At 71.7% G+C, this 17,342-nt stretch carries 17 protein-coding genes; 10 read left to right on the forward strand and 7 right to left on the reverse strand.

Annotated features, from left to right (window positions below):
- Positions 1-69: 69 nt before the first annotated feature.
- Positions 70-966, forward strand: a complete 897-nt coding sequence (locus tag OH807_RS40760; protein ID WP_406210418.1) for a carbon-nitrogen hydrolase family protein — start codon at positions 70-72, stop codon at positions 964-966.
- A 128-nt stretch (positions 967-1,094) separates the two neighbouring features.
- On the opposite strand, the gene OH807_RS40765 is transcribed toward OH807_RS40760, so the two are convergent.
- A complete protein-coding gene (locus OH807_RS40765) occupies positions 1,095-1,535 on the reverse strand; it encodes a hypothetical protein (protein WP_406210421.1) in 441 nt (146 codons plus the stop codon).
- A 427-nt stretch (positions 1,536-1,962) separates the two neighbouring features.
- The gene (locus OH807_RS40770) at positions 1,963-2,310 is read right to left on the reverse strand and encodes a hypothetical protein (protein ID WP_406210423.1); all 348 of its coding nucleotides are present in this window, start codon (positions 2,308-2,310) and stop codon (positions 1,963-1,965) included.
- A gap of 410 nt (positions 2,311-2,720) precedes the next feature.
- Between OH807_RS40770 and OH807_RS40775 the strand changes: the two genes are divergently transcribed.
- Positions 2,721-2,969, forward strand: coding sequence for a helicase associated domain-containing protein (locus OH807_RS40775; RefSeq protein ID WP_406210426.1), 249 nt, complete (start codon positions 2,721-2,723; stop codon positions 2,967-2,969).
- Positions 2,970-3,001: 32 nt separating this feature from the next.
- On the opposite strand, the gene OH807_RS40780 is transcribed toward OH807_RS40775, so the two are convergent.
- A complete protein-coding gene (locus OH807_RS40780) occupies positions 3,002-3,295 on the reverse strand; it encodes a DUF1330 domain-containing protein (protein ID WP_406210429.1) in 294 nt (97 codons plus the stop codon).
- Between the two features lie 358 nt (positions 3,296-3,653).
- On the opposite strand from OH807_RS40780, the gene OH807_RS40785 reads away from it, so the two are divergent.
- The 6 genes from OH807_RS40785 (at position 3,654) to OH807_RS40810 (ending at position 9,760) form a co-directional block, all read left to right on the forward strand.
- A complete protein-coding gene (locus OH807_RS40785; protein WP_406210432.1) occupies positions 3,654-4,016 on the forward strand; it encodes a MarR family winged helix-turn-helix transcriptional regulator in 363 nt (120 codons plus the stop codon).
- 50 nt (positions 4,017-4,066) lie between these two features.
- Positions 4,067-5,434, forward strand: coding sequence for an MFS transporter (locus OH807_RS40790; RefSeq protein WP_406211445.1), 1,368 nt, complete (start codon positions 4,067-4,069; stop codon positions 5,432-5,434).
- A complete protein-coding gene (locus OH807_RS40795) occupies positions 5,431-5,700 on the forward strand; it encodes an RICIN domain-containing protein (RefSeq protein ID WP_406210434.1) in 270 nt (89 codons plus the stop codon). Before OH807_RS40790 ends, OH807_RS40795 begins: the two co-directional genes overlap by 4 nt.
- 622 nt (positions 5,701-6,322) lie before the next feature.
- Entirely contained in the window at positions 6,323-8,191 is a 1,869-nt protein-coding gene (locus OH807_RS40800) for an RICIN domain-containing protein (protein WP_406210436.1), read from the forward strand.
- 279 nt (positions 8,192-8,470) lie between these two features.
- Positions 8,471-8,944: an RICIN domain-containing protein gene (locus OH807_RS40805; RefSeq protein ID WP_406210439.1), complete on the forward strand. Its 474-nt coding sequence runs from the start codon at positions 8,471-8,473 to the stop codon at positions 8,942-8,944.
- A 348-nt stretch (positions 8,945-9,292) separates the two neighbouring features.
- Entirely contained in the window at positions 9,293-9,760 is a 468-nt protein-coding gene (locus tag OH807_RS40810; protein ID WP_406210442.1) for an RICIN domain-containing protein, read from the forward strand.
- 314 nt (positions 9,761-10,074) lie between these two features.
- Here the strand turns inward: OH807_RS40810 and OH807_RS40815 are convergent, their stop codons facing one another.
- Together OH807_RS40815 and OH807_RS40820 are read right to left on the reverse strand one after the other, a co-directional pair.
- Positions 10,075-10,296, reverse strand: coding sequence for a VOC family protein (locus tag OH807_RS40815; protein WP_406210444.1), 222 nt, complete (start codon positions 10,294-10,296; stop codon positions 10,075-10,077).
- A 133-nt stretch (positions 10,297-10,429) separates the two neighbouring features.
- Complete coding sequence (locus OH807_RS40820) at positions 10,430-11,038, reverse strand: TetR-like C-terminal domain-containing protein (RefSeq protein ID WP_406210447.1); 609 nt, start codon at positions 11,036-11,038, stop codon at positions 10,430-10,432.
- 104 nt (positions 11,039-11,142) lie between these two features.
- On the opposite strand from OH807_RS40820, the gene OH807_RS40825 reads away from it, so the two are divergent.
- Positions 11,143-12,363: an alpha/beta hydrolase family protein gene (locus OH807_RS40825; protein ID WP_406210449.1), complete on the forward strand. Its 1,221-nt coding sequence runs from the start codon at positions 11,143-11,145 to the stop codon at positions 12,361-12,363.
- A gap of 145 nt (positions 12,364-12,508) precedes the next feature.
- Here OH807_RS40825 and OH807_RS40830 read toward each other — a convergent pair whose 3' ends face one another.
- Positions 12,509-14,023, reverse strand: a complete 1,515-nt coding sequence (locus tag OH807_RS40830; protein ID WP_406210452.1) for a hypothetical protein — start codon at positions 14,021-14,023, stop codon at positions 12,509-12,511.
- A 328-nt stretch (positions 14,024-14,351) separates the two neighbouring features.
- Here OH807_RS40830 and OH807_RS40835 point away from each other — a divergent pair, with 328 nt between their 5' ends.
- Positions 14,352-16,352 (forward strand): hypothetical protein, encoded by a 2,001-nt coding sequence (locus tag OH807_RS40835; RefSeq protein ID WP_406210455.1) that lies wholly within the window; start codon positions 14,352-14,354, stop codon positions 16,350-16,352.
- A 64-nt stretch (positions 16,353-16,416) separates the two neighbouring features.
- Here OH807_RS40835 and OH807_RS40840 read toward each other — a convergent pair whose 3' ends face one another.
- Entirely contained in the window at positions 16,417-17,256 is an 840-nt protein-coding gene (locus OH807_RS40840) for an SAM-dependent methyltransferase (RefSeq protein WP_406211447.1), read from the reverse strand.
- Positions 17,257-17,342: the final 86 nt, after the last annotated feature.

Below are 17,342 nucleotides of genomic sequence, written 5' to 3' on the forward strand. Positions count from 1 at the left end.
TCCGGGTCTTCCGGGCGTTCCGGGCGGGACCACTGCCCGCGGGGCCGGTGAGCCCGGTAAGGTCGCCGGATGGTGCGGACGTTGCGGTTGGCGGTGGCGCAGAGCACGGTTCCGGAGGACCCGGCGGACCGGGTGGCGATCCGGGCGGCGGGGGAGGAGGTCCGGGCCCTGATGGTCGAGGCCGCCAGATCGGGGGCGCGGTTGGTGCAGTTCCCGGAGGGCGCTCTCGTCTACCCGGACAAGCGGGTGGTGGCGGCCGGCCCCGACGGCACCCTGGTGCCCGCGGACTGGTCCGGTGCGGCGTGGGACGTCCTGCGCGAGGAGGCGGAGCGGATCGCCGCGCTTGCCGGGGAGCTGGGCCTGTGGACGGTCTTCGGCTCCCTGCACCCGCTGACACCGCCGACGCGGCCGCACAACAGCCTCTACGTCGTCTCCGACCGGGGCCGCCCGGTCGCCCGCTACGACAAGCGATACCTGTCCCACACCGAACTGTCCTACCTCTACACCCCAGGCCGGCCCGAACCCACCGTGTTCGCCGTGGACGGGATCCGCTTCGGCCTCGCGACGTGCATCGAGGCGAACTTCCCCGAACTCTTCGCCGAGTACGAACGCCTGGACGTCGACTGCGTCCTGCTGTCCGTCATGGTCGACGACCCCGCCCGCGCCACCGTCGCCCAGGCCTACGGCACCCTCTACAACTACTGGCTCGGCTACGCCGTCCCCGCCCAGTACGCCGCCGGCGCCCCCGCCGGCATCGTCGCCCCGGGCGGGCGCTGGCTCGACCGCGCGCCCGCCGACAACCGGCCCGCCCTCGCCGTCACCGACCTCGACCTCGACTCCACCGACCCGGACATCGACATGGCGCTGCGTCGCGCCCGGCCGTGGCGCCGGCTCGCCCGCGCAGGCCTCTACACCGGCCATCGCGCCGACGACGATCTCAGAAGTCTCGGTCGCACGGCGTTCTGACCGAGGTGGGGGCACCGTGGGCGTCGTTCAACCGGCCGTCGTCCTGCACCCGTGGGCGCTCCCGGGCGTCCGGCGCGCCGGGCTGCCCCGGAATGTCCTGCGCTGCGTCCGGGTCAGCTGCGTCCGGGTCAGCGGCGGCCGGTGGCCAGGACGACGAGGAACTGGCCGCCGCCCGCCTCGATGCCGGCGGTCACCGGCAGCTCCGGGGCGAGGCGGGAGAAGCGGTCCACCAGCCAGTCCGCGGCCTCCTGGGCGTCCTTCTTCGTCGGACAACGGCCCACGATCTCGCGGCCGCCCTTGCGTTCCAGCCGTGCGGCCACGGTGATCAGCGGTGCGGGTTCGACCACGTACAGGTGCTCGGGCCAGGCGATGACCACCTTGACCGCGCCCTTGCGGGTGTTGCACCCGCGGTGCGCCAGCCGCTCGGCGACCTTCGCCTTCCGGTCGGCGGTCCGGCTGTCGACGCTCGGCCCCCGCGGGTCGTTCACCGACTTGTCGGGGTCGACCGGTTCGTCGCACACCCAGCAGCGCCATCCGTCGCGCTCAGCCACATCATCGAGAAGACTCACCCGGTCAAACTAGCCTGTCCGGCCGCCACGGCGTGCACGAGGGCCCCGGTAGCGGGTGGGTCTGCCGCCCGGAACGGCCGGTGGCCGCTGGCGGTGCCGGACTGCGGCTGATGTGACGGACGGTCGGAGTGTTCCCGATCGCGCCGGTGACTTCGCCGACCAGTTCGCCGGGAATTACCCACGCAGATGCGGCCGTCCGGATGTGCGGGGAATTCCCTCGTTGTCGGCAAGGAGTGCCGTCCTGGCGGCCGACCTGTCGTCCTGCTGCTCCTGGCAGCCCTGGCAGCCCTGGCCGCCCTGGCCGTGGTCCGGGTGTCCGGGCCCCGGGATCCGGGATCCGGTTCGTCCGGGCTCGGTCCGGTCCTGCGGCTGCGCGCCCCTTGGCGGTTTGCTGGTGACCGCCGGGCCGACCGCACTTCCGGGCACGTCAGCGCCGCCGGTGTCCGTGACGGCGGCGCGTGAAGACTTTCCGCAGATGGTTCGCACCGCTCAGGACGGGGCGCAGAAACGGAACGGCTGCCACCAGCAGGCATTGGGTGGTCGCTGCGATCGGCAGCGACAGCAGAAACAGCCCGGAGGCGCACGCCAGGGGCAGCGCCAAGGACACCACTGTCACGGTCCAGGCGACCCGTTTCAGCCCGGGTGTGATCCCGCGGCCCCCCTTGTCCGCCGCCCACAGTTTGATGCCGATGGCGAAAAAGGAGACGACCAGTGCGACCACCTCCACGGTGGTCAGGACAACGGTCACGAGAACGTCGATCACCCATTGCGGCATCCGGTCATCCTCGCGCCGGTCCCCGGCTCCGTCTTGAGTACGGATACTCAAGTCCGTGCCTGCTGCATGTCCTGGAGGGCGGCGAACCGGTCGGTGGGTGGAGGAGGCGACCGGCCACGGTTCGTGCCGAGAGTCGGACGCCGCGTCATCCTGCCACCTCGCCTCCTGCACCGAGCCGCCCCGCAGGCAGCCCGACCGGCGGCAGCGGACTCGCGGCGTCGGGTCACCTGGACGTGCTCGGCGAGGAGACGGACGCCGAGGCCGGGAAGGGCGAGGACGAATCAGCCGACCGCCACGGAGTCACCGGTGGACGGGCTGCGGATCAGCGCCCGCAAGCACGCCTCCCGGATCCTCCGGACGGTGAAGCTGCGCGTCTTCAACCCGCGCGCCTCCGAGTGGCACTGGACGCGATGTGGCGCATCGAGCCGGACTGGAACCGCTCCTACCGGCGCCTGCTCGCCCACCTCGCCGCCGGCGGCACCCTCACCGGCCCCGCCGACTGCACCGGCGGCGACGCCGACCCCACGTTCCGCCCCGGGGCGTGGCTGCGCAAGCAGGACAAGGCCGGCGCCGAGGAGGAGCTGACCGCCCAGCAGACCGCGCTCCTGGACGAACTGGCCGTCGTCGAGAAGGCCGGCCCCGGCACCGGTACCGCCTGATCCGACCCGTCCTCGCTGCTGCTCCCCGTCGGTCAGTCGATGCCTTCGACGATGCGGAAGTCGCGCTCGACGCTGTCGGAGAGGACTACCAGCGCCTCCTGGTAAGCCTCGCTCTCGTATGCCGCGACGGCCTGTTCGAGGCTGTCGAACTCGATCAGAATGACGCGTTGCATGATTCCGGCCTCGTGGGCGACGAGCCGGCCGCCACGGGACAGGACCCGCCCGCCCCCGGCCCGGACAGCCGGACCGGCCAGCTTGTCGTAGGCAGCCAGCCTCTCAGGGTCGGAAACGGTGCGGTAGACACTGACCCAGTAGCCCTTGGCCATGGAAACCTCCTGTGTTCGGCCGGACACGTCCGGCTTCGGATTGACACTCGGATCGATCGATCCCGGCGACGGAGCACCGGGCATTTGAGAGGACGCGCTGATCCGGTCTGGTTCGAGTCCGCTATGCGCGGCTGCCGGTCAGCGTCCCGGCGAAGTCGTCCTCGGCGCCCGGTCGGCCCCCCGCGCCGACTGCGGGGCAGGGGCGAGGCGTTCGGGACGAGAGATGCATAAAGCATTCATATAAATATTGTATGCTTCACGCATGAGCCGTCAAGACGCTACTCGTGGCGCTTCCACTGCGATCGGGTCGGCCCTCTACGGGCTGGCCACCAGGGCTGTGAGACGCCTTCCCCGCGACATGAGCCTGACCTCCGCCGCCACCTTGGCCACCCTGGACAGGACCGGCCCGCGCCGGATCACCGATCTGGCGGTGGCCGAGGGTGTCACCCAACCCGCGATGACCGTCCTGGTCCGGGTGATGGAGGAGTCCGGGCTGGTCGAGCGGAAGGGCGATCCGTCCGACAAGCGGGTCACGCTGGTGTGCCTGACCGAGGCCGGCGCGTCGTACGTCCGGACACGGCAGCGGGCGGGTGTCGACGCGTACGCGCGGCTGATCGACGAACTCACCGGTGACGAGGTCGAGGCCCTGGCGGCAGCCCTTCCGGCGCTGGCGCACCTGGCAGAGCTCGAAAGCCAGGAGCGAGAAGGGCCGAAGCGGTGACGGGGCGCACCCTGGAGCGCTCCGAGGCGCGGCTGCTGGTCCCCGCCCTGATGTTCATCGCCCTGGTCGTGGCGGTGGTCGCCAGCCTCGGGACGCCGCTGATCACCAGTGCGGCGACCACGTTCCACGTCTCCCTCGACAGCGCGCAGTGGACGCTGACCGTCGCCCTGCTCAGCGGCGCCGTCACCACGCCCGTCCTGGGCCGGCTCGGCGCCGGTCCGCACCGACGGGCCACGATCCTCGCCACGCTGGCGATCGTCGTCGCCGGCAGCGTGCTCACCGTGCTGCCACTGCCGTTCGCGTGGCTGCTCGTGGGCAGGGCGGCCCAAGGCGTCGGACTCGGTCTGACGGCGCTGATGATGGGCGTGGCCCGCGACCATCTTCCCGAGGAGCGCAGCGCGGCGACGATCGCCCTGATCTCGGTGGTCTCGATCATCGGCGCCGGCGTCGGCTACCCGCTGGCCGCGCTGCTCGCCGAGTTCGGCGGCGTACGGGCCGCCTACGGCCTCGGCCTGCTCGTCACCGCCATCGCCTTCGTGATCGCGTGGCGCTCCGTGCCCGCAGCTCCCGAAGGCCGCTCCGCCCACGTGAATGTGGCCGGTGCGCTCGTCCTGGCGGGTGGACTGCTCCTCGTCCTGTTCCTGGCCGGTGAGAGGAGCCTGTGGAGCCGACACCTCGCCCTGGCGGTGAGCCTTGCCGTCGCCGCCGTGCTCCTGCTCTGCGGCTGGACCGTTTCCGAACTGCGATCCAAAATGCCCCTGGTCGGTGTCCGGGCGGTACGGCACCCGGCGGTCGCCGGGGCGAACATCGCCATGTTCGTCGGCGGGAGCGGCATGTACCTCCTGCTCACGCTCATCACCCGCTACGCGCAGACGCCGCACAGCGCCGGCTACGGCTTCGGGCTGACCACCTTCGTCGCCGGGCTGGTCCTCGTCCCGTTCTCCGTGCTGGGGTTCGTCGCCGGCAGGCTCACGCCCCGGGTCCGCGAACGGATCGGCGGCCCCCTGCTCCTGGCCGGCAGCGCCGTCGTCGTCGGCGGTGGGTTCGTCCTGTTCGCGGCGGCCCGGTCCGACCTGGCCGAACTGCTCGTGGCCATGGGCGTGCTGGGCTTCGGCGTCGGCAGCTTCTCGGCCGCCGTGCCCGGCGTCATCCTGGCTGTCACGCCCACGAGCGAGACATCGAGCGCCATGAGCTTCAACTACGTCGTCCGCAGCGTCGGGTACTCCCTGGGCAGCGCCATCGGCGGTCTCGTCCTGGCCGCCGGCACCGACGCCGGCCACCTCTTCCCGAACGACCACGCCTACACCACCGCAGCGCTGGTCGGCATCGCCGCGATGGCGATCACGACGGCGACCAGCCTCGTCCTCGCCCGCCGACGCTCACCGGAGACCAACCCACGGCGGGTACGACCGGCGTGATCCAGAACAAGTACTTCAAGAACGCGAACGGAACGGGTCGCCTGACGGTTCAGGGCAATAGCGACGGTACCAAGGCATTCATCTACAACTGCACCGGCTTGGCGGACCAGAAGTGGACTGCCGAGTTGATTCCGGGCCGCAACGGCGCGGTGCAGTACAGGAAGGCCAACACCAACCTGTGTCTGACCGCACAGGGCAGCTCCGTAGGAACGGCCGCAATGCAGTACACCTGCTACGGCTATGCCGACCAGATCTGGGCGGCCTGATCCCTGGCGAATGCCGTGTCCGTTGTCTCCGGAGTGGACCCGGGAACTGATCCCCTCGTGCGGAGCTGTTTCGGGGCACGGCGACATCGCTGACGGTGGCGGAAGGGCCCTCTCGTGAGGAGAGGGCCCTTCCGCTGTTCGTTCGCCGCGATGCCGGGGCCGTGATGGTGCGGGCGCATGGAGGATATCCTGCGGGGCACCGGCGACCCGAACGAACTCCCCGCCAACTGCGCTCACTTGTGGAGCCTCGTGGCGGCATTCACACGCACGGCGCGTCGTTCCCTGAATGAGTAGAGGTGCCGTGCCGCACCGACTTCGGAACGGAACGGCCGGCTTGTTCATTCGCCGGAGGTGGAGTGGCACTGGCCGTCCGTGACCGCCGACTGCCCGTGCCTGCCCCGGTGGGTGCCGGTGATCCGGGGCCGCGGGCGGCTCCCGGTGCGGCGGCAAGTCGTGTACATCTGCGCAGGCGCCTGTGCCACGGGGCCTCCAAGTTGTCCGAAGAACCGGTGGAGACTTCACCGCGCGCCCTGTTGTGATGGTCCATCTACAAGAACCCGGCCGAAGGCCAGGTGGGCGGCGGACGACCCTGCTCGGTCGCGAACAGGACAAGGGGCTTCGGGTGGCTGGTGCTGGACGTCCGCAGGGGCGGTTCAAGGGGGAGACCGAGCAGGCGGACGCCTTGGCCCGGTTCGTGCGGGAGGTGACGTCCGGGGTCACCGTTCGCGATCTCGCTCGGCACTACCCTGCCGGCAAGACCAGTTGGAGCGGGTACCGCTCCGGGGAGAAGAACGTCCCCTGGCACTTGCTCCAGCGGCTCGTCCACGACCACGCGGCGGACCCACGAACCCGTGCGGCGCTGCTGACACGCGCCGCCCACCTGCACGAACAGGCCACCCGGGCAGCCGAGGGACTGCAGCCGCCCGCAGCGGGACGACCCGCCGCGCAGCAGGCACTGGACCTGGCCCGGCAGGCGCAACGCGAGGCCGAGGCGGGCGTTGCGCAGGCGGAAGAACTGATCCGTGTACTGGTGGCGATCGTGGCCGAGCTGCGAGGAGAACTTGGCGCCGGAGCCGAGGACGAAACCGGCCCCGCTCCACGGTCGCCGGCCGGCGGGGGGACGACCGAGCTGCGGTGGGCCCGGCTGCGGGAGGCGACGCGTTGCCTGGCCGAGGTGCGACGCATCCGGCAGAGCGCGCGCGAGGCGCAACGCACGGCGGAGCAGGAGCAGGACGCCATCGGGCTTCTGGCCGACCAGGAGTACACGCACGTCCTGCCCGGCGGCGACCGGCCGCAGGGGTTCGAGCCGGCGGTGGTCGACGGGGTGCACGCACACCTGCCGGTCCTGCGCCGTTTGGGCGCCGACCTCGTTCAGGTGCGGGCGGCCCTGGCGGACCACTGCCGGGGAGTGATCCGGATGGCCCCTGGCACGGTCGGCTCCGCAATTGTCCGCGGCGAGCTGGTCCTGCCCCCGGACAATCACCTGACCGGCGCGCTTGCGCCCGGCACAACCTTCATCGGCCCACCGCACGGCGGGCCCGCCGATGCGCGGCGGCGTGGGACCGCCACCGGCACGGCCATGGCGGCGGCGGTGCTGGCCGGTGTGCTGGTGCTGGCCGGTGTACTGGTGGGCATACACCTGCGCCCGGCACCTGCTCCGCTCGACACAGCTCCCCAAGCCGCCGGTACCAGCGTGGGACCGCAGACCGGCGCGATCACCGGCTCCCCCTCCCCGGCGGGAGACAGGCCCTCGGCCCCGGCCCCCGACGGCGGGCCGACCACCGTGCCGGCCACCGCTCCGCCGAGCAGTACACCGCCCCGGGCGGTGGGAACGCAGACCGCACCGGCAGCACCCGCACCGCAGGTGCCCGCACCCTCCACTGCGGTGGCCCGGACCGCAGGAGCCGACGCCCCGCCGCCGGCCGGCGCCCCCTCACCGTCGAACGGCAGTGACAGGCCCACAACGTCGCCGGCGCCCTCCGCACCGGTGTCGACACCGGTCACGGACCCCCCGGTACTCGGCCGCCTCGGCGGAACCCCCATGACTCCGCCGACAGGATCGGTGGAGATCAAGAACGGCTACAGCCTCCAGTGCATGGCCACGCCCGGCGGCAGCCGGGAGGAAGGCCAGCAGGTCCAGCAATTCCCCTGCGGCGACTACCCCGACCACTTCTGGGAGACCCGGAGGGCCTACACCGACACCGAAGGCGACACCTACTACCGGATCGTCAGTTACAACAGCGCCCTGTGCCTCTCCGTCCGGGACTCCAGCACCGAACCCGCCGCCCAGGTCACCCAGTCGGCGTGCAGCAACGCCCCCGGCCAGTCCTGGAGGGTCGAGAAATGGCCGCGCGGCATCCGTCTCGTCAACGGCAACAGCCATCAGTGTCTCGCCGTCTCCCACGGCAGTAATGCCCCGCAGGCCCCGCTGATGCAGTACCCGTGCGGAGACTACCCGGACCACTACTGGGACTACGGCCCACGCCGGTAGGCGAGGACCACGTCACTCGCCGCCGACACTCTGCGAGGAGCGACAGGCAGCCGCACCCGCCCCGCCCTGCCCGGCCACTGAGCTCGACCCCACCTGCGCCCGGTGACAACCGGGCCACCCCTGCCCTGTCCGCGGACAAGCCGGATTGTCCGCTGCTCACCTGGCCATCGACCGGTTTCCTGTTGATGGACAACGGGAGCAGCCCGCACGGTGGGATCCCCACCGGATCGAGGAGCCCCGGACAGCTCTCGACCACCTACGGAGAAACGGACTCCCACCTTGAAGGTCTCCACCCTGCTCCGCACCCGCGCAGCCCGGGCAGCCGCAGTCACACTGACGGCCGCCACGCTCGCCCTCACCATGGCAGGCCCCGCAGGGGCACGCGGCATATCGGCACTGCAGAACATAAAAACCAGCCGCTGCATGGACGACAGCTTCGCCTACGGCCTGCGCGCCTTCGGCTGCAACAACTCCGACTTCCAGAGGTTCGAATTCACCCAGCACTCGGACGGCAGCTACGCCCTGCACAACCTCATCACCGGACGCTGTGTCGACGACAGCTTCGGCTACGGTCTGCGCGCCTTCGGCTGCAACAACTCCGACTTTCAGCAGTGGTTGCCGATCAACCCCTGGACCGGTGGCACGACCTTCCGGAACAACGCCACCGGACGCTGCCTCGACGACAGCGTCGCCTACGGTCTGCGCGCCCTGGACTGCAACGACACCTTCTTCCAGCGCTTCTACTACGTCTAGTCCCAACCCCGTCCCGGAGCCGGCCACTCCACTGCCGTGAGTGGCCGGTCCACCATCCGCCCCCATTCATGGACGGCAGCCGAACTCCCGCATCCGGCGCCGGCCACCGGGCCGGCACAGCGAGGCCGGCCGGGCGCCGGATCAACCCGCTGCCGCGCCACCGAACGCGAGCGCGTCCGGGACGGACATGTCGTCGAGAGCGAACTCTCTCGGCCCCGGCACGGGCCGGCGACCGCTGTGCGCCCAGCCAGCCTGGTGCCCGTCATCCGGAGGCCCAGGAGGAGACTCGGCTCCACGCATGGGCTCAAGGTCTCCAGCACTCGATCATCGAAAATCAAGGAGTTGGCCTTGAAGGTACAGAAGCTCATATCGCTCGCCGCGTCACTCATGGTGGCGTTCGGCGTATCGGTGGCGGCACCCGCTGCTGCACACGCGAGCAGTGAACGGTGGGGTGACACCGACTGGGGCTGGATAGCATATGAAAACAAGGCCACCGGGCGATGCGTGGACGACAGCTTCGAATTCGGCCTGCGCGCCATCCCGTGCAACGGCGGCGTGTGGCAGAAGTGGAACGTCAACCTGGAATCACCGAAACACATGTGGAACAAGGCAACCAATCGATGCCTGGACGACAGCCTCGCTTTCGGCCTCCGCGTCCTGCCGTGCAACAAGGTTGAATGGCAGGAATGGTCCTACAGGGGCACCACCGCTCCGCGCAACGGATCCACACACCGATGCCTGGACGACAGCTTCGCGTACGGCTTGCGAGCGTTCGCATGCAACTCCGGCGACTGGCAGGCCTGGAACGGATGGTAGCGGAGCGGCCGACCGCCCCCACGAGCCGCCGGCTCCGGCTCCCTCTCGCGGGGAAGCCACCTCGATGACCCCCGCCGTGCTCGCACACCCCCGCCCCCAGGACGGTGCTCACGCCGCCGTCCTGGGGGCGGGGGTGTGCGCTCGCCCGGCCAGGACAATGCTTCCGCCGCCACCACCGCGGGCATCTCCGCCCACGCCTCCGCGCCCCACCGGCCCGGCCACCGCGTTTCCGCACGCCGACCTCCTGGCGACCACGTCGAGGCCGGCCACGACTCCGGCGAGGAGTGCCCACCACCAGCAGCGCAGTCGAAGCTTCAGCCCGGGCCCAACCCGTCCGTCCGGGGCACCCCGTAGGGCCACTCGTGCAGGACCCGGAAGTCGAGCTTCTGCGTGTACCACGCCTTGGCGGCCTCGTAGTCCGGCACACGAATTCCGACGTGGTGCCCGCCGAACGAAGCGAACGGACTTGTCGGATTCTTCGGAGGATGTGCGGGCATGGGCATCGCAGCCTCCGGTGCCCGGTGGGATGACAGCATTCATTCAAACGCGGGGCCCGGCCTTCGCCGGCCAGGCGCGGCGGCCGGCCCCTCCCGCTCTGCCCGGCGTCACCGTCCGCCCCGTTTCGGTGTCCGGGCCGGCGGCGGCGGTTCTGTCCGGGCCCGCAGTGCGTCAGTCGGCGGCGGGACGCCCGTGTCCGTTGCCGAGCAGTCTGTCGACGAGGAGTTCGGGGTAGCCGGTGGTCGGCGGGTCGATGCCGAAGATCGCCCGCAGGTAGAACGGTGCGACGAGCTGGTCGAGGATCTGTTCCAGTGGCGGTGGGTTCTCGCCGCGGTCCGTGGCCCGCCGGCGGATCTCCTCGATGGAGTGCATGCGGCGCCGGAAGTGCTGTGCACGCTCGTCCTGGGCCTGGGCCTGGGCCGGGGCGCCGGTCGGCATGGACAGGATGACGGCGCGGACGAGGGCGCGCCCTTCGGGGGTGCGGATGCTCGCGACGCTGGCTTCGGCCCAGGCGAGGAGGTCGCCGCGCAGGGTGCCGGTGTCGTTCAGCGGTGAATCGCGTTCGAGGCGGGTGGTGACCACGTCGGCCAGGAGTGTTTCGAGGCTGCCCCAGCGCCGGTAGACGCTGGTGTGGTTGACGCCGGCGCGTTGCGCGACCGCGGGGATGTTGAGTTCCTCTCCGTCCGGGGCGCAGAGCAGGTCGATGACTGCCTGGTGGACGGCCGCGCGGACCTGTTCGGGGCTCTTGCGGATGCGTGTGGTCGGTTGTTTCGAAGTCACCCCCACATCGTAAGCACAGATGTTTGCTTCGACCATCCGGAGGGGCTACGGTTCTCGCTGTAAGCACAGATAAGTGCTTAGCGCCTCCGAGGAGAGTGTGTGCGATGAAGCAGCTGCTGTTCCCGAACAACATCCAGTTCTGGTACGAGACCCTGCGCTCGATGAGTCACATCGCCTACGGCGGGGCCGACTTCGGCGAGGTCGTCTCGACCGGCGAGCGCATCGTCGAGGGTGACTACGCCAGCTGGTACACCGAGTGGTCGGCCACCGCCGACCGGGTGGCCGGCGAGGCCGAGAAGGCGCTGGCGGCCGGTCACCGGGTGAGTGCCCGGGACGGGTTCCTGCGGGCGTCGAACTACTACCGCTCCGCCGAGTTCTTCCTGCACGGCCGCACCTGCGACCCCCGCCACGACCACGCCTACGACCGCAGCGTGGCCTGCTTCCGGGCAGCGGCGGCGCTGTTCACCCCGGTCATCGAGCCGGTCGCGATCCCGTACGGGGACACCACCCTGCCGGGCTACCTGTACCGGGTCGACGACTCCGGGACACCGCGGCCGACGCTGATCATGCACAACGGCTTCGACGGCACCGCCGAGGAACTGCACTTCTTCGGGGCCCTGGCCGGGGTCGAGCGCGGCTACACCGTGCTGGTCTTCGACGGCCCCGGCATGCCCGGCCCGCGTCACCACCAGGGCCTGGTCTTCCGCCCCGACTGGGAGAACGTCATCACCCCCGTCGTGGACTTCGCCGAGACCCTCCCGGACGTCGACAACAGCCGGATCGCGCTCGTCGGCATCAGCATGGGCGGCATCCTCGCCCCCAGGGCCGCGGCGTTCGAGCACCGCCTGGCCGCGCTGGTGGCCGTCGACGGCCTCTACGACCTCGGCCAGACCTCCGTCCGCAACATCCCCGGCACCCGTGAGGAGGCCGAGCGGCTCCTGCGGGCCGAGGCCGCCCCCGAGCTCGACGCCGCCTTCGAGCAGATCATGGCCAAGGACCCGATCGCCCACTGGGCGGTCAACCACGGCATGTACGTCATGGGCGTCGACACCCCCCGGGCCTTCAACGCCTCCTACCTCGACTACACCCTCGCCGACGGCATCGCCGAACAGATCCGGTGCCCCACCCTCGTCTGCGACGCCGAGGACGACATGTTCTTCAAGGGCCAGCCCGAACAGCTCTACGACCACCTCACCTGCCCCAAGACCCTCATGCTCTTCACCGCCGAGGAAGGCGCCGGCGCCCACTGCCACCCCGGCGCCATGCGCCTGACCCAGGCCCGCATCTACGACTGGCTCGACGACACCCTCAACGCGACCGCCTGAGGGGCCGGGCACCCGCATCGCGACGGGGGCGTGTTCGCGTACCCTCCGCCGAGCGGTGTGCCCGCCGAGGCACACCGCGCGACGGAAGCGGGAAGGCCGCCACCGGGTGACGGCCCTTCCGGCGCTTTCCCGGCAACCCGGTCGGTCAGGGCAGCAGTTCCAGCATCGCGGCGGTCGGCAGCGACGGGTTGGCGGCGGCTGCTTCCACCACCTGCCAGTCGCTGTCGGTGAGCAGTTCGACGACGACCGGGGGTGGCAGGGCCGGATGGCCGGCGGCCGTGGGCCGCGCTCGGCGGTCCGTCAGGCAGGTGAGCAGGGCCGGGGCCGTCGCGTGTCGGTGGCGGGCGATTTCACGGAACGCCTTGTGGACCGGCGGCCGGTGCCGGGCCAGGTCCTCCAGCAGGGCCGGGGTGGCGTCGGGGTTGGCTGCCACCGCCGTGACGACCCGGGCCCCGTGCCGTTCGACCATGGTCCGCAGTTGGGTTTCGGAGAGCCCGGGGTGCGGTGCGACGGCCTTGAGCACCTTCGCGTCGAGGTCGCCGGCCAGCGTGTCGCGGATCCGCGCCGGGAGGTCGCGGCGCAGGGCCAGGAGCATCCGCAGGGTCGGGTCGTGCGAGATGGCCAGTGCCTCGACCTCGGCGGGGGAGGCCGCGGCGATACGCGGCAGCAGGGGTGAGCCGAGCCGGGTGGCGCCGGCGAGGTGGGGGAGGACGTCGAGTGGCAGGTGGGGGTGGTGCGCGAGCCGGCGTTGGACGTCGTGGCCCCGGTCGCCGGCCAGGGTGCGGATCAGGGCTTCGTCGATCGCGGGATTGTCCGCGAGCCGGGCCCGCACCCAGGGGACGGGATCCTCGGCGAGCCGTGCGTACACCTGCGGCGGCAGATCGGGCCGGGCGGCCAGCTCCTGGCGCAGCAGCAGCGAAGGGTGGTCGGCGAAGAGCGCGGCGGCGCCCGCGGGGGTTGCGGGGTTGCCCAGGGCCGACTGCCGGGTGTCGTGCACGGTCGACTCGTGGGAGCCGTCGCAGGAGGCGCCCGGGGGAAGCGCGCAATCGGTCCGCGGGCAGTGCGGGTCGTGGACGAAGGGAGTCCTCTCGCGGTCGCAGACCAGGCAGGACCGTGCCGCCGGCAGTCCCTCTCCGGTGAGCAGCGCCGCCAGCACGGTCGGTGGTGTCGCCTCGTTGCCGGCCGCCGCGCGGCGGACCTCGGCATGCGGGTGCGCCGCGAGCCGCGCGGCGAGATCCGGTTCGGTCGTCCACAGCGCGAGTTCCGCGACGACCCGAACATCCGGGTCCGAAGCGAGCATCCGCGCCACATCCGCCGGCAGGCCGGGGCAGGCGGCCAGCTTTTCCCTGATCTCCACGAGACGGTCGGTGGCGAACAGCCGCGACCACTGCGGCCTGCCGCTGCCCTCTCCGAGCAGGGCGAGTGCGGCCCGCGGGTACACGGCCGGGTCGACGTCGGCAGCGGTGAGCCTGCCCTCGTACGCGAGCTGTACCGCGGCTTCCTCGAAGCGGGAGGCCAGCACAGTCAGCTGTGCCCGGCCGAGGTCCGGGCGGCCGGCCAGAACCGCGGCGAGGTCGGCGTCCGCGCCCGCGATGAGCCGATCGGCGAGTTCGGAGGGCAGGGCCGGGTTGGCGGCCAGCCCGAGCAGGGCGTGATTCACAGGTAGGCATCCTGCCCGATGCGTGATCGAAGGGCTCGTGGATTTCGGCGGCGGCCCGAGCGCGGTACGCGCCGGCTCCGGCGCCCGGATCGAAGTGGACGCTCCTGTCCTCCGAGCCGGGCGGTCGCACATCCTCCTGCCCGGGTCTGCCGCACGGCGCGCTGCGGCCGGTCCGGCACCCTGCGGCTGCGGCGAGCAGCTCGTGGAAGATCTCCGGTGCGGCGCCTCGGCACAGGGTGGGGCGAATTGGGGATGCCGAGGTGGCGGGCTTCCTGGAGGATGACGGCTGCCGGTGTGCGGGGCGGGTGTGGTGGTGGACGGGACGGCGATGACGGGAATGCTGTGGGAAGCGCTGGATGCCGTGGAGTGGGAGGGGCTTGCGACGGGTAGCCCGGTCGACTCGGTCGACGACGTGGCGCGGGCGCTGCGCGGGCTCGCCCTCGCGGGTGCGGAGGCCACGGAGGAGGACTGCTACCCGCTGTACTCCCTGGTCACGAGCGAGGGATGCGAGACGCCGTCCGTGACGGCGGTGGCCCTGCCGTTCGTCGTCGCGCTGGCCGCCGACCCAACCCTGTCCACAGGCGTCCGGGTGGAACTCGTCGAGCTGTTGGATGCCTTGCAGGCACCGGCGTTGGCGGGGTTCGACTGGACGGAAGCACGTGCGCTGCTCGCGGATCCGGAGCCGGCGGTGCGGCGGGAGGCCCTGCCCCTGGCAGGGGGCATCGTACGGTTGCAGGAGCGGTGGCGGCTGGAGACGGACCCGACGGTACGCGTTCCGCTGCTGCTCGCCTTCGGCGAGGCGATAGCCGCGGCATCCGACGAGGCCGGGAGCGGTGGTGCGGTCGACGAGGCGGGGAGCCGTGCGGTCGACGAGGCGCGGGCGGTACTGGCGGCGCTGGCGGACGGCGACGACCCGGTGCTGCGGGTCGCGGCCGTGCACGCCTGGTCCGACTTCGACCGGGACCTGCCGGTCCGGCAGCTGGACCGGCTGATCGAGGTCTACTCCGATGCCGCGTCGCGGCCGCGGTTCGAAGAGGCCTGGTACACCCCGGGTGTCGAGGGCCCCTGGACCCGCGAGGACGTGGTCCGGTCGACGGCCCGGAAGCTCGGGCACGACCTGGATGCCGAACTGCGCTTCGCCGTCCGGCTGGCCGGGACGGCGGACCGCACCGGCGACGCCGCGTTGTGCCGGGAGGCGCTGGACGTGGCGTGGCGGCTCCTGACCGAGCGGCGTTCCGTGGAGGCGACCCTGCTGCCGCTGGCAGGCGCACTGCTGACCAGTCCGGACGGAGCCGTACGGCTGCGCGCCGCGAACATCCTCGCGGTGCTCGGCCCGGCCGCGGTCCGGTACGCCGATCGACTCGCGGCACTGCTCGACGACGACGCGGCCGACGAGTACCTCGACGGAACGGTCGCGGAGATCGCCCGCTGGGCGCTGTCCCGGATCGGTGACCCCCGCGCCCTGCCGGGCCTGATCGGGCAGCTCCGCGCACAGGAGGAGGAGCAGGGCCGCGGTTACGCCAACGCCGATCCCCGGCGGCCGAGCGTCACGGACGTCCTGGTACCGCTACGGGCCCACGCGGACGTCCTGCTGCCCGCGATGCGCGAGGCGATCCGGCAGGGCGGCCCCCGCGGCGGTGCGACCCGCGAGTTCCTCGTCGTACTGGAGGCCTGGGGCGAGGACGCACTGCCGGCTCTGCCCGATCTGCTGCCGCTGCTCACCGACACCTGGACGTCCGGCTTCGTGCTCCCCATCCTGCGCGGTCTGGGGCCGGCCGCGGCCTCGGCCGCCCCGGCCCTGAGCACCTGCGAGGTCCTGGACTCCCCGGGTAACCACGCGCTGGTGGCCTGGACCGCCGCGTACATCGTCGGGGACCGCGCGGCACGATTGCGGCTCGTCGGCGACGCCGTCATGACGGCGTCGCATCCCTGGTACGGGCCGATCGACACCCTCGGCGACTTCGGCGCCGACGCGGCACCGTACGCGGCCCGGGTCCGGTTCGCCATGGAGAACAGCACGCACGGGACACGCCTCGCCGCCGCGGTCACGCTCTGGTCGATCACGGGCCGGGCCGAACCGAGCATGCAAGTCCTGGAAGAATTCGTCCTGCCGATCGCCGAGGGCGGCGACGGCTTCCACCACTTCCGGGACGCACTGCGGGCACTGATCCGCATGGGCGGGATCAGCCCCGCGATCCGGGCCGCGCTGCTGACGGTCCGGCAGTCGGACCGCCGGCTCTGGGCGGACGGGGGCTACCCGATGATCGTCCGCGACAAGGAGCTGCGCGCACTGGTCGATCAGGCCCTGGCGGGTAGGGCCTCTTCCTGAACGCGAGCAACCGGCGGCTCCGCACCACGCCGCTTGGCGTTGTCGGGCTTGGCGTCGGGAGGAGTCAGGGGCGCACGGCGACGGCGCCGTAGCAGGACGCGTCCGCGTCGCTGACCACAGTGCGGGAGGATTCGGCGTCGGGGCGCCAGCGCGGGGTGGACACGATCCCGGGCTCCAGGAGGTCCCAGCCGGTGAAGAAGCGGGCGAACTCCGCGCGGCTGCGGGCCTGGACGACAGTGCCGGCCTCGCGGTAGACGCGGGCGGCGCGCGCGGCGTCCTGGGGTGCGAAGTCGGGCGTGAAGTGCGAGACGACGAGGGCACTGCCGGGCGCGCGGAGCCGGTCCTTGAGCACCTGGGCGATCTCGTGCGCGCCGTCGCCGTCCGGTACGAAGTGCAGCAGCGCGTTCATGCTGAGCGCCACCGGCCGGTCGAGGTCCAGCACTTCTGTCTTCTCCACCGCGTCGAGCACATGCTCCGGATCACGCACGTCCGCCTGGATGTAGGCGGTGCGCCCCTCCCGGGAGCTGCGCAGCAGGGCCTGGGCGTGGACGAGGACGATCGGGTCGTTGTCCGCATAGACCACGCGGCAGGCCGGGTCGACTGCCTGGGCGATCTCGTGGAGGTTGGGGGAGGTCGGGATGCCGGTGCCGATGTCCAGGAACTGGGTGATCCCGCGCTCGGCGAGCATCCGGGCGCTCCGGTGCATGAAGGCCCGGTTGGCGTGAGCGGCGACCGGAGCGTTGGGGAAGACGGCGAGGGCCTGGGCCGCGGCCACTCGATCCGGCTCGAAGTTGGTCGTCCCGCCGAGGAAGAAGTCGTACATCCGTGCCGAGTGCGGCCGATGGATGTCGAGCGTCACCTCGGCTGCCGGTTCCCCGCCGTGCTGCGCCGCCTGCTCGCCCATCTGCTCCCCCAGTCGCGGTTCCGACGGCACGCGGGCAGGGCTGTGCACAGCCCTCGCCACCGTGGCGGGGCCTGGCGAGCCCCTGG

The organism is Kitasatospora sp. NBC_01560 (genome assembly GCF_045208415.1).
In the GTDB taxonomy this organism is placed as follows: domain Bacteria; phylum Actinomycetota; class Actinomycetes; order Streptomycetales; family Streptomycetaceae; genus Kitasatospora.

Excerpts from the sequence above, each read along its gene's own strand:
- OH807_RS40760 (WP_406210418.1), top strand. The coding sequence starts at position 70 with ATGGTGCGGACGTTGCGGTTGGCGGTGGCGCAGAGCACGGTTCCGGAG.
- OH807_RS40770 (WP_406210423.1), bottom strand. The coding sequence starts at position 2,310 with ATGCCGCAATGGGTGATCGACGTTCTCGTGACCGTTGTCCTGACCACC.
- OH807_RS40775 (WP_406210426.1), top strand. The coding sequence starts at position 2,721 with ATGTGGCGCATCGAGCCGGACTGGAACCGCTCCTACCGGCGCCTGCTC.
- OH807_RS40780 (WP_406210429.1), bottom strand. The coding sequence starts at position 3,295 with ATGGCCAAGGGCTACTGGGTCAGTGTCTACCGCACCGTTTCCGACCCT.
- OH807_RS40785 (WP_406210432.1), top strand. The coding sequence starts at position 3,654 with ATGAGCCTGACCTCCGCCGCCACCTTGGCCACCCTGGACAGGACCGGC.
- OH807_RS40790 (WP_406211445.1), top strand. The coding sequence starts at position 4,067 with ATGTTCATCGCCCTGGTCGTGGCGGTGGTCGCCAGCCTCGGGACGCCG.
- OH807_RS40815 (WP_406210444.1), bottom strand. The coding sequence starts at position 10,296 with ATGCTGTCATCCCACCGGGCACCGGAGGCTGCGATGCCCATGCCCGCA.
- OH807_RS40825 (WP_406210449.1), top strand. The coding sequence starts at position 11,143 with ATGAAGCAGCTGCTGTTCCCGAACAACATCCAGTTCTGGTACGAGACC.
- OH807_RS40835 (WP_406210455.1), top strand. The coding sequence starts at position 14,352 with ATGACGGGAATGCTGTGGGAAGCGCTGGATGCCGTGGAGTGGGAGGGG.
- OH807_RS40840 (WP_406211447.1), bottom strand. The coding sequence starts at position 17,256 with ATGGGCGAGCAGGCGGCGCAGCACGGCGGGGAACCGGCAGCCGAGGTG.